Source organism: Vibrio sp. 1402, from assembly GCF_033340275.1.
The window spans coordinates 1-812 of record NZ_JAWOWE010000168.1 but is presented as its reverse complement, the minus strand read 5'-3'; the positions used below and the strand labels follow the sequence as shown (position 1 = coordinate 812).

Here is an 812-nt window from a genome sequence, read left to right as displayed (position 1 = left end):
TTGCCCGTTCCAGTTTTTCCACATTCATCCGTAGCATCGTTGTTATTCACAACAGAATTTCTTTTTAATAATCTTTTTTATTCTTTTTATTCTTGTTTTTAATGGTCCCGAAGCCCTTATGTGCTAAGGGCTACAGAGATCTATGGTGGACAGATTTACGGTAAAGGTGGACAGATTTACGGTTCTTGGGTGGACAGATTTACGGTGGTAAGTGGACAGATTTACGGTGGTATTCACAGGTTTGGGAGGACTAGTTGAAAGTTAGTCCTCCTTTATGTAAGGTGGACTAAATAAATACCAATCCACCATAAGGTGTAATGTGAGTAATCTATCTGTAAGTAAATCTAACTGCCTGGTAGATGCTAGCTATAAGCTAAATGCTCAGGCGCAAAAGTTAGTATTAGCATGTCTAGCTAAATTAGACTCCAGAAGTGAAATCCCCAAAGAAGTTAGACTCTCAGCTTCTGAGTTCTCTGAGTTGATGTGTATTGACATGAAGAATGCACATAGAGAGATGTATAAAGCTGCTGACGCGTTATTTAAGTCAAGTATTGTATTGCGAGATGAGCAGGAAGAAGTTGAGCTTTACTGGATTCAAAAGAAAGCAAAGAAGTTGAAAGGTGAGGGAGTCATAACTTTAACTTGGTCTGATGATGTACTTAAGTATATAAGCCAGTTACAGAGTCGATTTACAAAATATAAACTTAGAAATATAGCTAATCTTCAATCTGCACACTCGATTAGACTCTATGAGCTCTTGATGCGTTTCAACTCTACTGGGGAACGAGGGATACACCTGGAAGATTTTAAGT

The 812-nt window shown here is 38.2% G+C and carries 1 protein-coding gene; it reads left to right on the top strand.

The annotated features are described in order from the left end of the window. Positions 1–319: 319 nt before the first annotated feature. A partial coding sequence (locus tag R7044_RS24860) for a replication initiation protein (protein WP_225455953.1) occupies positions 320–812 on the top strand: 493 nt, incomplete at its 3' end.